Raw genomic sequence first — 12,770 nt, 5'->3', positions numbered from 1 at the left:
AGGTCATCCCTCGCAGCTGGTCGTCGCAGGGACAACAACCCAGCCCGTGCGGGCATGGGTCCGTGATCGACTCCGGCCCGCCCGTACCCTCAACTCCCGGGTACGGGACAGGCCTTGGCCCGTGGCTCAACCCGCCGCCGAGAACGTGAAGGTGAACGTGGCCGGGGCCACCTCGTGCACGTACTGCGGGAGCGGGCCGGGGCCGCAGGACTGGGAGCCGATGCCGTGCTGGGCGTGGTCCAGGTTCACCCACACCGTGTCCCCGGCCACCAGGTCCGTGCGGTGCCCGGCCGCGTCGAGGTGTTCGCCCGTCCAGCGGCGGCCCGTGAACCAGAACTCCGGCTCGCCGTCGATCCGCAGGCCGCCGATCTCCACCCGGCGGACATCCGCGCGCGCACCGTTCTCCTGCGGGCGCACGTACGGGGTCTGGAGCTCGTCGACGGACGCCTCCCACAGGCCGAGCCGCGACGCGGCACGCGTGTCCGGGTAGGCCTCGCCGGGGCCGCCGCCGAACCAGCGCGCGTGCGTCGCGGACGACGGCAGGCCGAGGCGGACGCCCAGGCGGGGGAGCGGCACCGTCCAGTCTCCCTCGGGGGTCACCGAGACCGTGAGGGTCAGACGGCCCGTCTCGTCGGCCGTCCAGCGGTACTCCGTGCCGAGCGCGTACTGCCCGGCCGCGGGGGCCACCCGGGTCCGTACCGTCAACATGCCCGATTCCAGGGCGACTTGGTCGAGGCGGTGCCGCATGCGGTGCAGCCCGGCCGCTCGCCACAAGAGGCCGAACCGCCGGTCCTCCTGCCAGTCGGCGCCGTTGTCGTTGTCCGTCGGCGCCCGCCACACGTCCAGGCGCACCCCGGTGACCGGCACCTGTCCCACGCTCCGCAGCTCGCCCGTACGCGCGTCGAAGACGGCCGGGCCGAGCGTGATGAGCTCCGCGTCCCGCACCGGCGACACCCCGCTCGCGGGAACCACCGACTGCCGTCCCGATACGGGGAGTTGGCCCCATGCGACCACGTGGCCCCGGTCCGCCCACGCGGTGTCGTCCACGAGCGCCGCCCGTACCGTCCACTGCGTCTCCGCGCCCCGCGCCGCGTCCGGTGGGGCGGGCAGCTTGACGTCCGCGCTCTCGCCGGGCGCGAGCGCGGGCACGGGAAGCGGGCCCGACTCCACCGGCGCACCGTCCACCTCGTACGACCAGGTGAAGGCGAGCGCGGCGAGGTCCGCGAAGTCGTGGCGGTTCGTGACACGGACCGTGCCGGTCGTCCCGTCGCCCTCGATCAGGACCGGCTCGATCACCTTCTTGTACTCGACGAGTCCGGGCGAGGGCGTGCGGTCGGGGAAGAGGAGCCCGTCGCACACGAAGTTGCCGTCGTGCAGCTCCTCGCCGAAGTCACCGCCGTACGCGTACCCGTACCGCCCGTCCGCGAGGCCGTGGTCGATCCACTCCCAGACGAACCCGCCCTGGAGCCGCTCGTACGTCTCGAACAGGCGCTGGTACTCGGAGAGTCCGCCGGGTCCGTTGCCCATCGCGTGCGCGTACTCGCACAGGATGAAGGGGAGTTCGCGGCGCGCCTCGGGGCCCTCGTCCTCGTACCGGCCGATGCGCTCGACCTCGGCGTGGTCCGCGTACATCCGCGAGTAGACGTCGGTGTCGGCGCACGACGGGTCGCCCTCGTAGTGCAGCGGGCGGGACGGGTCGCGGTCGCGGATCCAGCCGGCCATCGCGCTCAGGCCCGCGCCCGTGCCGCACTCGTTGCCGAGCGACCAGATGATCACCGACGCGTGGTTCTTGTCACGCTCCACCATGCGGGCCGCCCGGTCGAGGAGCGCCGGGGTCCAGCGCTCGTCGTCGACCGGATTGCGCTGCCACCGCTCGTGGGTGAAGCCGTGCGTCTCCAGGTCGCACTCGTCGATCACCCACAGGCCGAACTCGTCGCACAGGTCCAGGAACGAGGGGTGGGGCGGGTAGTGGGACGTCCGCACGGCGTTGATGTTGTGCCGCTTCATGAGGAGGACGTCCTGGCGCATCGTCTCCTCGTCCACGGTGCGGCCGTGCTCCGGGTGGAACTCGTGCCGGTTGACGCCGCGGAACAGGATCCGCCTCCCGTTGACCTTGAGGACGCCGTCCTCCACGACGACGGTACGGAATCCGGCACGGAAGGGGATGATCTCCCCGCCCGGCGTGGCCAGTTCACCCGCGTACAGGCGCGGCGTCTCGGCCGTCCACGGTTCCACCGGCAGCGTCACCGGCTCACCCGCCCCGACATCCACGCCGAGTTCGGGCACGGTCACGCGCCCTCCCGCGCCCGCCTCGACCCGCAGCGTGCCTTCCCCGGTACGGTGGTCGTACGCGGTGTGCACGAAGAAGTCGGCGTCCGCGCCGTCGGGCCGGTGCAGCAGCGTGACCCCACGGAAGATGCCGGGCAGCCACCACTGGTCCTGGTCCTCCAGGTACGAGCCGGACGACCACTGATGGACGCGTACGGCCAGGACGTTGCCCTCCGCGCGCAGCAGCCCCTCGACCGCGAACTCGTGCGGCAGCCGCGATCCCTTGAACTCGCCGAGCTCCTCGCCGTTCAGCCAGACCCGCGCACACGACTCGACCCCGTCGAAGCGCAGCACGGCCGCCCCCGACGCCGGCCAGTCGTCCGGCAGGTCGAAGACGCGCAGATGGTCACCCGTCGGGTTCTCGGTCGGGACACGCGGCGGGTCGACGGGGAACGGGTAGACGGTGTTCGTGTACGCCGGTGACCCGTGGGCCCCCTCGCCCTGGAGCACCCAGTGCCCCGGCACCGTCAGATCCGTCCAGGCGGACGCGTCGTGGCCGGGACGCGCGAAGGACTCGTCGTGCGCGTCAGCCGTCGCCGAGAGGCGGAAGCGCCACGGGCCGTCCAGGGACAGGGACGCGGCGTCGGAGGTGGCGTACCAGGAGCGCGGCACGACACCGCCGGTCCCGGGGGACACCTGCTCGTAGTAGGGGAGTGCGGATTCCTCAGGGAGGGACACCTCGGGGAGGGACATCGTTCTCCTTGACGGTCAGGTCGTGTGCGGGGTGAGGGTGGTGCCGGTCAGGCCCGGCGACGACAGCACGCCTTCCAGGGCGAAGGTCGCCGCGCCCAGGCTCACGGGGTCGGTCGGTATCGGGGACAGGACGATCTCGGCGGCCGCGAACGGGCTGCCCAGCGCGTGCCGCGCGACGGCCTCGCGCACCTCGGTCAGCAGGGGCGTACCGAGCGCGGCCGCCACCCAGCTGCTGAGCACGATCACTTCGGGGTTGAGCAGGTTCACCAGGTCCGCGACGGCGGCGCCGAGATGGCGGGCGGTCTCCCGGACGACCCGCAGCGCCACCGGGTCGCCGCCGGCGGCCGCGCGGCCGAGCGCGCCGATCGTGGCGGTCTGGTCCTCGCCGGTCAACAGCGGGCTGTCCGGGGCGAGTTCGCGCAGCGTCCGCATGATGGCGGGCGCGCCCACGTACGCCTCCACGCACCCGGCGTCGCCGCAGCGGCACGGCCGCCCGTCCAGGACGAGCGTGGTGTGACCCCACTCGCCGGCGCTGTTCGTGACGCCGCGGTGCAGGGCGCCGCCGAGCGCGAGGCCCGCGCCGACGCCGGTGCCGAGGTTGATGACCACGGCGTCGTCGCGGCCGCGCGCGGCACCGAACCACAGCTCCGCGACCGTCGCCGCCCGCAGTGGGTTGTCGAGGTGCACCGGGTAGGGGAGGCGCTCGCCCAGCAGCGCCGTCAGTGGCACGTCGCGCCAGCCCCAGTTCGCGGCGCGGACCGCGACGCCGCGCTCGCGGTCGACCTGCCCCGGCATCGTGACGCCCACCCCGAGCACCCGCGGCGGGCGGCGCGCGTCCGCGGCGGCGACCACGGCCCCCACCGCCGCCGCGATCCGGCCGACGACCTCCTCCGGGGCGGACTCGCCGGGCCGCAGCTCCTCCTCGGCGCGCGCCGCGACGCCCAGCGCGAGATCGAAGAGCTCCGCGTGCACATACGTCTCCGCCACGTCGACGCCGACGAGCGCGCCGCCCGCCGCGTCCACCGCGATCAGCGAGCGCGGACGCCCGCCCGCGGACTCCTCGAAGCCGACCTCGACGAGCAGGCCGAGCGCCGTGAGCTCCCCCACGAGCGTGGCGACCGTCGCCTGGCTGAGCCCGGTCGCCTCCGCCAACTCGCCGCGGGAAGCGGGGGACTTGGCGATGAGGTGGCGCAGCACCGCGTACCGGTTCGCCGTCCTGATGTCGCGGGATGTGCGCTTCACCTTGTCCCCTTCCTCGGCCCGCTTCGACGCTACGGCCGCCCGCACCCTTTCGACAAGGGATTTGAAAAGGGGTTGTCAAAAGTCCCCGCCCGCGAGGGGGTGATCACCGCGGAGTACCGTCCGACCGCATGACCCAGACCGAGAACGCGACAACGCCGTCGCGCACGCTCCCGCAGACCGACCGCACCCGCCACAGCAGGCTCCGCGAGCAGGGCAGCCTCGAACGCTCCGACCTCGAGGCGATCCTCGACGCGGGGTTCGTCTGCCACCTCGGCGTCCTCGTCGACGGCCGCCCCGTCGTCGTCCCCACCGTCTACGGCCGCGACGACACCCGGCTCTACCTGCACGGATCGGTGGCGAGCCGCAGCCTGGCCGCCGAACCCGACGCGCCGATATGCGTGACCGTCACCCACGTCGACGGCCTGGTCCTCGCCCGCTCCGTCTTCGAGCACGGCGTGAACTACCGCAGCGCGATGATCCACGGCGTACCGCGCACGGTCACCGACCCCGACGAGAAACTCGCGGGCCTGCGCCGCCTCACCGAGCACGCGACCCCGGGCCAGTGGACGTACGCCCGGCAGCCCAGCCGCAAGGAGCTGGCCGCCACCACCCTCCTGGTGCTGTCCCTCGACGAGGCCTCCGTCAAGATCCGCACGGGCGCACCCGACGACGGCGACGGGCCCGACGCCGCCCTCGGCCTGTGGGCCGGCACCCTGCCCCTGACCTCCCGCTGGGGCGCGCCCACCGCCGACCCGCTGCTGCCGCCCGGCATCACCGCCCCGGCACACATCGTGGCGCGCGCGGGGACCCGGCAGGGCTGACCGGCAAGCGGGGGCATACCGTGAGTTCTCGAGCACTGGTTCTGGGAGCGAGGAGAACGGGATGCAGAGCCGCACGGCGCTGGTCGAGGACCTGATGGAGCGCTTCCCGCACGTGCCGCGGGAAGCGGTGTTCAAGGAGGACCTGCTGCGCGGCGGCGTGGCGTTCGACAGGTCCGCGCTCAGCGACAACGAGTCCGGTGACGTCAAGCCGAAGTCGTACTTCATCTTCTCCTTCGACCACGGCACGCTCCCCGAGCTCGGCGAGGCCGCGCTGCGCCGCCCGCCGGAGGAGATCATCCTCACCGGCGGCCCCTACGACCTGCGGCGCACGGTCGTCTCGGTCCGCGTGAACCCTTCGTCGCCCTACCGGGTCGCGGCCGACGAGGACGGGATGCTCGGCCTCTACCTCGACGGGAAGCGGATCTCGGACGTCGGCGTCCCGCCGATGCCGGAGTACTACCGGCACAAGCTCTCCAACGGGAAGTCCGTCATGGAGGTGGCCCCCACCATCCAGTGGGGCTACCTGATCTACCTGACCGTCTTCCGCGTCTGCCAGTACTTCGGCGCCAAGGAGGAGTGCCAGTACTGCGACATCAACCACAACTGGCGCCAGCACAAGGCGGCCGGCCGCCCGTACACCGGGGTCAAGGACGTCGACGAGGTCCTCGAAGCCCTCGAGATCATCGACAAGTACGACACCACGAAGGCATCCACCGCCTACACGCTCACCGGTGGCGCGATCACCTCCAAGCTCCAGGGCCGCGACGAGGCCGACTTCTACGGCCTGTACGCCAAGGCCATCGAGGAGCACTTCCCCGGCCGCTGGATCGGCAAGGTCGTCGCCCAGGCGCTGCCCAAGGACGACGTGCAGCGCTTCAAGGACTACGGCGTGCAGATCTACCACCCCAACTACGAGGTGTGGGACCGCCGCCTGTTCGAGCTGTACTGCCCCGGCAAGGAGCGCTACGTCGGCCGCGACGAGTGGCACAAGCGCATCCTCGACTCGGCGGACGTCTTCGGCGCGCGCAACGTGATCCCGAACTTCGTGGCCGGCGTCGAGATGGCCGAGCCCTCCGGCTTCACCACCGTCGACGAGGCCATCGCCTCCACCACCGAGGGCCTGCGCTTCTTCATGTCGCACGGCATCACGCCCCGCTTCACCACGTGGTGCCCCGAGCCGACGACCCCGCTCGGCAAGGCCAACCCGCAGGGCGCGCCGCTGGAGTACCACATCCGGCTTCTGGAGGCCTACCGCTCCACGATGGAGGAGTACGGCCTCTCCTCGCCCCCCGGCTACGGCCCCGCGGGCGCCGGCCGCGCCGTGTTCTCCGTCAGCTCGTTCATGGACAGCCTCGCGCCGGAGACCGCCCCGGCCGGCTAGCCGCGGCTCCGCCCCCACGGGCTGTGCCACTGGTCGGCGATGGCCGTCGCCCGCGCGAAGTGGGCGGCGGCATCGCCCTTCCGGCCCAGGAGCAGGGCGAGTTCACCGAGTGTGGACGCGACCGGCCGGGTCGCCACCGTGAAGCCGGAGGAGGGCGGCGGGGCGTCCCGGTAGGGCAGCAGGGACGCGTACAACTCATCGGCGCCCCGTGTCTCCCCGAGCGTCACCAAGGTCATCGCGCGGAACGTCCCGAAGACCTTGAAGAAGTAGTTCGCCGGCAGTGGTCCGGTCTGTGCCAGGACCGCGCGGGCCTCCTTCGTCTCTCCCGCCTCGGCGAGCGCGGCCGCCAGGATGTCCGCTGTCATCGGGCCGTACTCGTCGTACAGCTGCCGGGCCCACGGCAGGGACCGGCCCAACCGCCCCTGGTTCGCCCGGAGCGTCGCGACGGCGAGCGCGTGGTATCCCTGCGCGTGCGGTGATCCCTGCCGGGCCATCCGGGCGGCGGCCCGGCCGTACATGAGCTCGGCCTCATCGGTGCGGCCCTCGATGTGCGCGAGCGTCGCCTCGACGCACGCGCCCACGGCCGACGCCCCGGGCATCCGGTAGGTCCTGGCGAACTCCACGTACTCCTCGACAAGCCGCCGCACCCCGGCCGCGTCACCCTGGGCCGCCACGGCGGTGGAGCGGATGAACAGCCCGTACCAGCGGTGGGCGGGCAGGTCGTGCGTGGTGCCGAGCACCTCCAGTTCGCGGCCGAGGCGGGCCCGTTCACGCCATTCCAGATCCGCGTCGAGCTCGCGGACCAGTGCCGCTCCGGCCATCGCCCGCAGCACCGGGTCGCCCAGTCCGTCCGCCAGTGCCACGGCCTCGCGCGCTGCCTCCCGCACACGCGGCAGCCGGGCGTCGGAGAGCTCGGCCGTGTGGGCGACCAACAGGCGGCACCGCAACGCCGGTTCCAGGCCGGGCCGCTTCAGCAGGCGTTCCAGATGCGCCACGACCGGCTCGTCGACCATGCCGTAGGGCCGGGTCTGCCACGGCGTCGGCTCGGACCAGGCCGTGAACGCACGGATCAGCAGATCGTCGCGCCCCGCGCCGACGGCGTGGTCGATCGCTGTACGGCGCGTCGTGCGGGCATCCACCACCGCACCGGCGCGCACCTGGGCCCGCACCAGGCGGCCGAGCAGCTCGGTCAGCTCCGCGCTCCTGTCTGTCCCGTCGTCCCCGGACGCCACCGGGATGCGCCCGAAGCTCTCCACGGCGTCGGTGAGCAGCGAGGCGGCGGCGTCATGGGCGTAGCGTCCCTCGGCGAGGTCGGCTGCCCGCAGGCAGTAGGCCACGGCCTTCTCCGCGGTCGCCGAGGAGGCGGCCCGTACGAAGTGGTGGGCGAGGCCGGACACGTCGTCCGGGGCGACCCCCTCCAGGGATGCCCCGATCCGCGCGTGCATCCGGGTGGAGCGGAGCAGGCTCAGATCGGCCAGCAGCGTGTCGCGTACCAGCGCGTGCGCGAAGCGGACGCGGCCCGGCGCGGGTTCGACGAGCAGCCCGGCGACCAGCCCGGCCTCCAGCGCCGCCAGCACCCCGTCCTCGGCGCTCTCCGCTGCCGCGACCAGGACCTCGACGCCCGCTTCCCGCCCGGCGACCGCGGCGAGGCGCAGTACGGCGACCGCCTCCTCGGGGAGCCGGCCCAGCCGGCGACGCAGCACGTCGCGTACGCCTTCGGGCACGTCGGACAGCGCCACGAGGGCGCCCTCGCTGACGAGGAGTCTGGCGCTTTCACGGACGTAGAAGGGGTTACCACCGGTGCGTTCGGTGAGCGCGGCCACCGTCCCGGGGTCTGCCTGCGGGCCGCCCAGCGCATGGACGACCTCGGCGACGGCCGGTTCGGCGAGGCCGCGCAGAGCCACCCGCGCGGGTGAGCGGCGGGCCAGGGCCGCGAGGGTGTCGGCGAGGCGGCCCTCCACCTCGTCGGGCCGGTACGCGCAGACCACCAGGAGGGGCGTCCCCGACGGCAGGTCCGCCGCCCCCGCCAGCAGCGCGAGAGTTTCGGCGTCCGCCCAGTGCAGGTCGTCCAGCACGATGCAGACGGGCCGTTCAAGAGCCGTCGCCCCGAGCCACTGCCACACCGCGCGGTGCAGCCGGAACCGCCCGGCCTCGGCCTCCCCGCCCGACGCGGGCAGACCGGCGCCGTGCTGCGGCTCGTCGGAGAGCAGCGGTGCGAGGGCGGTGGCCGTCTCGGGCCGGGGCGGTGCGCCCGCGGCGACGCCGCGCAGCGCCTCGACCCAGGCCCACGCGGGCGGCGCACCCTCCGCGTCGGTGGTGCGGCCGACGGCGACGAGCCACCCGGCGCGGCGCAGCCGGTCACCGAGCTGGTCCAGCAACGCCGACTTGCCGAGTCCCGCCTCGCCGGTGACCAGGGCGACCTGCGGCCCGACGGGGAGCGCCCGCTCCGCTGCCGCCGTCAGCAGCGCCAGCTCTTCGTCCCGTCCCACGAACAGGTCCGGTTCGCCCGCGTCGCCGTGCCCGGACACCGGCTCGTCGTCCGCCCTGTGAAGCGCGGCCGGGTGGCCCGGGCGGGGGACCGATGCCGTGCGGTCCGGTTTCGGGGGCGGTGCAGGTGCTGCTGCCGGCGCCAGGGACGTGGCCTCGCGCAGGACCCTTTCGTCCTGGGCGAGGATCGCGCTCTCCAGCGCGACCAGGGCGGCGCCGGGGTCCAACCCCACTTCCTCGGCCAGCACCTGACGCGCACGGCGCAGCGTGGCCAGCGCGTCAGCCTGCCGCCCGGCAGCCCACAGCGCCAGCGCGTGCAGACGCCAGGCCTCCTCTCGCAGGGGCTCGTCGCGGGTGAGGAGCCCCGCTTCGGAGACGACACCGGCGACGTCCGGCCCCCGCAGTCCGATGGCCAGGGTCATCTCCCTTGCCGCCAGGCGGAGTTCGCCCAGCCGTGTGATCTCCGCGTGGCTCCACGGTTCGTCGGCGGTCTCCGCGTAGGCCGGACCCTGCCACAGCGCGAGTGCTTCCCTGAGCAGTCCCCTGGAGGTCCCTGGCTCGGCGGCGGCACGGCTTCGCGCCTCTTCCAGGAGCCGTTCGAAGCGCCATGCGTCGACCGCGTCCCCGGGCAGCCGCAGCGCGTACCCCGGCGGGGAACTCACCAGCAGGCGTGCCGCCGCGCGCGGGGCCCGGCCGGGTTCGAGGAGGCGGCGGAGGTTGGACACGTACGCCTGGAGCGACGCCACCGCCCGGGCCGGGGCGGACCCTTGCCAGAGGTCCTCGATCATCCGGTCGACGGAGACGACCCCGCCACGCGCGGACACCAGCAGGGCCAGGACGGAACGCTGCCGGTGGCCGCCGAGGGGGATCGCCTCGCCGTCCCGTTCGGCCGCGAAGGACCCGAGCACGCGTATGTAGACCATGACGCCGTACAACGTAGACGGGTTCGATCGGCTTCCGCCCGGACAAGACCGGATGACGGCCGGGCGAGAACCCGGCCGGGGCCGCGGCCTGTGGCACTCCCGAATCGCATGGGGAGCCACCCCGCCCGAGGCGCTTGCGACGTCCCTTCCAAGTGCCTTCCAAGCGCCCTCCACGTCCAGTTGGCGACGCTCTTGCCATGGAGACGACGAACGCACACCCGGTCATCGAGGTCCCGAACACCCACGAGATGGTCGTCATTCACCGCGGTCTGCGCCGCGAGGCCCGCCTGCTGGTCGAACTGGTCGCAGCGGTGGCACCCGGGGACACCGCACGGGCCCGGTTCCTCGCGGAGCACATTCGCACCTACCGTCTCGGCCTGCACAACCACCACACCGGCGAGGACGAGCACCTCTGGCCGCTCCTGCTGGCCCGCGTCGACCTCGAAGCCGATGCGGTGCTGCGCATGGAGGCGCAGCACGACCGGGTGGCCGAGACCCTCAAGGCGGCCGATGAGGCACTGCCCGCCTGGGAGCGTACGGCAGGCGAGGCGGAGCGGGACGCGCTCACGGCGGTGCTCTGTGAACACCGCACGGTCCTGGTGGAGCACCTCGACGAGGAGGAGAGGTCGCTTCTCCCGCTCGCCGCACGGCACTTGACCGCCGCCGAGTGGAACGCCATGGGCGAGCACTTCGCGGCGAGTGCGCCCAAGCCCAAGCTCCTGTTCTTCCTCGGCATGGCGCTGGAGGAGGCCGACCGGGCGGAGCGCCGGTCCATGCTCGCCGGCCTGCCCTTCCCGGCCCGTCTGCTCTGGCACGTCATCGGCCGGCCCGTTTATGCCCGCACGGTGCGCACCATCCGCCGCCCGCTGCGCTGACGACTCCCCGCCCGGCACCACCTCACCCCAGGAGATCCGCCATGACCGTCAAGCACTTCGCCGGCGCCCTGGCCGCCCTCGGCGCGGCGTTCATCATCTACATAGGCCTGAGCTACCTCATCGCACCGCAGGACACCGCGCCGGACTTCGGAGTACCGACCTGGCCCCGGCACGACGGCACGGCCTTCCTCGCCGTCAAGGGGGTGCGCGACATCGCTACCGGCCTGGTCATCCTCGTTCTCCTGCTGACCGGACAGCGCCGGGCGCTGGGCTGGGCGATGGCCGCGATCACCTTCGTACCGGCCGGCGACATGGCGATCGTCCTGAGCAACGGCGGATCGGCCGCCACCGCCTACGGGGTCCACGGCGCCACCGCCGCGTGCGTCGCGCTGACCGCCGTTCTGCTCCTTCGCGAGCGTACGGTGGCCCCCGCGCGGCCCGAGGCCGAACGTGCCACCGACTGACCACCGGCCACATCCACGCCTCTGCCCCTGCCTCTTCAAGGAGAAGCCGTGTCTCTGATCGTTACTTCCTCCGGCGACGCCGACGCGTTCGACGAGTCCGTGATCGTGCGCGCGGCCGATGCCGAGACCATCGGCGCCGGCCCCACCACCCTCCGTCTGCTCGCCGACAGCAGTTCCACCGGCGGCGCGCTGTCCACCCAGCGGGTGACGCTGCTGGACGGCGCGGACGGAGCGGCGCCCCACCACCACTCCCGGTCCGCCGAGCTGTTCTACCTGCTCGACGGCACGGCGCAGCTGCTCTCGGGCGAGCAGGTGGTGACCGCGGAGCGCGGTGACCTGGTCGTCGTCCCGCCCGGCCTGGCGCACGCCTTCGCCGCCGCGCCGGGCGAGAACGCCGACATCCTCATCGTCATCACTCCGGGTGTCGAACGCTTCGAGTACTTCCGCCATCTGGAGCGCATCGCCTACGGGAAGGTGCCGCCGGAGTCGCTCCTGGACGTCCAGGAGCTCTACGACACGTACTTCACCCGCAGCGAGCAATGGAGCCGGGCCCGGAGCTGACCGGCGGGCCGCCCCGGTCGTCGCCGAGGTGCGGTGCCGGCCGGACGCCCGCCCCGGTCCGGCTGTGGTCAGGCCGCCCGCTCCCGCAGCACCGCGAGCGCGCGGTCGGCGTGGGCGCTCATCCGGAACTCGCTGCGGACCACTTCGAGGACGACGCGGTCCTGTCCGAGGACGAACGTGGCCCGCTTCGTCGGCGCGATCGAGAAGCCGCGCGCGACCCCGAACCGCTCGCGCACCTCGCCCTGCGCGTCCGAGAGCAGCGGAAAGCCGAGCGTGTGCTTCCCGGCGAACTCCGCCTGGCGCTCGACCGGATCGGCGCTGACGCCCACGGGCCGCGCGCCGACGGCCGCGAACTCGGCCGCGAGATCCCGGAAGTGACAGGCCTCGGCCGTGCACCCGGGCGTCATGGCCGCCGGGTAGAAGAACAGGACGACGGGCCCCTCGCTCAGCAGCTCCGACAGCCGCGTCGGGGTTCCGCTCTCGTCCGGCAGGGTGAAGTCCTCGACGGTGTCGCCCGCTTCGACGCGCTTGCTCATGATCCGGCCTCCTGGGCCTTGGCCACGCCGCGCGCCCACAGGACGAGCGGCACCTGAAGGGGAAGCCGCACGAGGGCCGCGGTCCGCAGCGGCGCGGGCTTGTCGCGCCAGTCGACCGCCATCTGCACATTGGCGGGGAAGACGCCCACGAAGAACGCGGCCGTGTACTGAGCGGCCCTGCGGCGCGTCCACGGCAGCGCGATACCGGCCGCGAGCGCGAGCTCGACGGCGCCGCTCGCGTACGTCCACGCGCGCGCGGAGCCCGGCAGTGCGCGGGGCACCGTGGCGTCGAAGGACTTCGGGGCGACGAAGTGTGTCACCCCGGCACCGGCGAGCAGCCCGGCGAGGGCGAGTGACTTGCGTGTGGACGACGAGCGGGCCCTGGAACGGGGCCTGGAACCGGAAGCGGGGCGGGGCACGGAACCTCCTCGGATGACTGGCGCGCGATATTACTCGGGA

The 12,770-nt window shown here is 73.3% G+C and carries 10 protein-coding genes; 5 read left to right on the top strand and 5 right to left on the bottom strand.

Features of this window, described 5'->3' with window-relative positions:
• Nucleotides 1-126: 126 nt before the first annotated feature.
• Together ACWFR4_RS06905 and ACWFR4_RS06900 are read right to left on the bottom strand one after the other, a co-directional pair.
• Nucleotides 127-3,021: a glycoside hydrolase family 2 TIM barrel-domain containing protein gene (locus tag ACWFR4_RS06905; protein ID WP_453651247.1), complete on the bottom strand. Its 2,895-nt coding sequence runs from the start codon at nucleotides 3,019-3,021 to the stop codon at nucleotides 127-129.
• Nucleotides 3,022-3,036: 15 nt separating this feature from the next.
• Nucleotides 3,037-4,263, bottom strand: a complete 1,227-nt coding sequence (locus ACWFR4_RS06900) for an ROK family transcriptional regulator (protein WP_453651245.1) — start codon at nucleotides 4,261-4,263, stop codon at nucleotides 3,037-3,039.
• A 128-nt stretch (nucleotides 4,264-4,391) separates the two neighbouring features.
• On the opposite strand from ACWFR4_RS06900, the gene ACWFR4_RS06895 reads away from it, so the two are divergent.
• Together ACWFR4_RS06895 and ACWFR4_RS06890 are read left to right on the top strand one after the other, a co-directional pair.
• A complete protein-coding gene (locus ACWFR4_RS06895) occupies nucleotides 4,392-5,084 on the top strand; it encodes a pyridoxamine 5'-phosphate oxidase family protein (RefSeq protein WP_453468084.1) in 693 nt (230 codons plus the stop codon).
• A 61-nt stretch (nucleotides 5,085-5,145) separates the two neighbouring features.
• Entirely contained in the window at nucleotides 5,146-6,465 is a 1,320-nt protein-coding gene (locus ACWFR4_RS06890) for a radical SAM protein (RefSeq protein ID WP_326710485.1), read from the top strand.
• Here ACWFR4_RS06890 and ACWFR4_RS06885 read toward each other — a convergent pair.
• A complete protein-coding gene (locus ACWFR4_RS06885; protein WP_453651243.1) occupies nucleotides 6,462-9,875 on the bottom strand; it encodes a BTAD domain-containing putative transcriptional regulator in 3,414 nt (1,137 codons plus the stop codon). The genes ACWFR4_RS06890 and ACWFR4_RS06885 overlap by 4 nt on opposite strands.
• Nucleotides 9,876-10,072: 197 nt before the next feature.
• Here ACWFR4_RS06885 and ACWFR4_RS06880 point away from each other — a divergent pair, with 197 nt between their 5' ends.
• The 3 genes from ACWFR4_RS06880 to ACWFR4_RS06870 are packed head-to-tail and all read left to right on the top strand — an operon-like array spanning nucleotide 10,073 to nucleotide 11,775.
• Nucleotides 10,073-10,750, top strand: a complete 678-nt coding sequence (locus tag ACWFR4_RS06880; protein ID WP_453651241.1) for a hemerythrin domain-containing protein — start codon at nucleotides 10,073-10,075, stop codon at nucleotides 10,748-10,750.
• Between the two features lie 41 nt (nucleotides 10,751-10,791).
• The gene (locus tag ACWFR4_RS06875; protein WP_453651239.1) at nucleotides 10,792-11,214 is read left to right on the top strand and encodes a DUF4267 domain-containing protein; all 423 of its coding nucleotides are present in this window, start codon (nucleotides 10,792-10,794) and stop codon (nucleotides 11,212-11,214) included.
• 48 nt (nucleotides 11,215-11,262) lie between these two features.
• Nucleotides 11,263-11,775 carry a cupin domain-containing protein gene (locus ACWFR4_RS06870; RefSeq protein ID WP_453651237.1) on the top strand — a complete coding sequence of 171 codons (513 nt, stop codon included), beginning with the start codon at nucleotides 11,263-11,265 and terminating at the stop codon, nucleotides 11,773-11,775.
• 68 nt (nucleotides 11,776-11,843) lie between these two features.
• Here ACWFR4_RS06870 and ACWFR4_RS06865 read toward each other — a convergent pair whose 3' ends face one another.
• Together ACWFR4_RS06865 and ACWFR4_RS06860 are read right to left on the bottom strand one after the other, a co-directional pair.
• Nucleotides 11,844-12,311 (bottom strand): peroxiredoxin, encoded by a 468-nt coding sequence (locus ACWFR4_RS06865; RefSeq protein WP_227298035.1) that lies wholly within the window; start codon nucleotides 12,309-12,311, stop codon nucleotides 11,844-11,846.
• Nucleotides 12,308-12,730, bottom strand: coding sequence for a DoxX family protein (locus ACWFR4_RS06860; RefSeq protein WP_453651235.1), 423 nt, complete (start codon nucleotides 12,728-12,730; stop codon nucleotides 12,308-12,310). Before ACWFR4_RS06860 ends, ACWFR4_RS06865 begins: the two co-directional genes overlap by 4 nt.
• Nucleotides 12,731-12,770 lie beyond the last annotated feature (40 nt).

Source organism: Streptomyces sp. NPDC055140, from assembly GCF_053607285.1.
Note: the sequence above shows the minus strand (reverse complement) of the source record. Positions and strands in the feature narration are given on the sequence as shown.